The sequence below is a fragment of the Pseudomonas sp. 30_B genome, assembly GCF_017491605.1.
Classification (GTDB): Bacteria; Pseudomonadota; Gammaproteobacteria; order Pseudomonadales; family Pseudomonadaceae; genus Pseudomonas.
In genome coordinates this window covers 1-522 of record NZ_JAFGYY010000170.1, presented here as the reverse complement: position 1 = coordinate 522, position 522 = coordinate 1, and the positions used below count along the sequence as shown (strand labels likewise).

Sequence of the window (522 nt, the reverse complement as noted above, 5' to 3'; positions counted from 1 at the left end):
ATTTTCTGTTGAATGATTCGGACCGCTCAGCCGCTGGGCTTACGGCGGTGGCGTCAGCGTTAGCCGGTTCGGGAGGCGCGGTCGGTTTGGCGTCTCTGGCGGGGGTAAAAGAGGAGGCCGACAGGGTTCAATTCGAAATCGATGGGAAGAAAATCACAGGTTGGTTGATGTGGTTTCCATTTCAGGATGGTGACGAAGTAGAGGTTGTGGCGGAGCCATTGAGGGATGGAACGTATCGAACATTTGCCGTACTTCGACCATCAGACCGGACGATTTCGTTATATCCGCATTGCTCTCGAGTGCGATTGTCTTTCTTTGGGAATGCTGCAAAAATTTTTGCATTGTTTTTTATTTTTATGGTGTGCTCGATGGGTGCGCTCATATCACTCATGTATTTTATTAAGGGATACGATGATTGGTGGGTGGTTGCCGAATTGATTTTCATGGCATCGGCGGGATCATTTATTATATATGGGTTGATAGCAATCAATATTTCTAGAAAATTTATGCCGTTTATTTATA

Annotated in this window: 1 protein-coding gene; it reads left to right on the top strand. The window is 46.0% G+C overall.

Translation table 11 applies throughout. The annotated features are described in order from the left end of the window. The coding region (locus J5M67_RS27770) for a putative type VI secretion system effector (protein ID WP_207888590.1) at window positions 1-522 on the top strand (522 nt) is incomplete at both ends.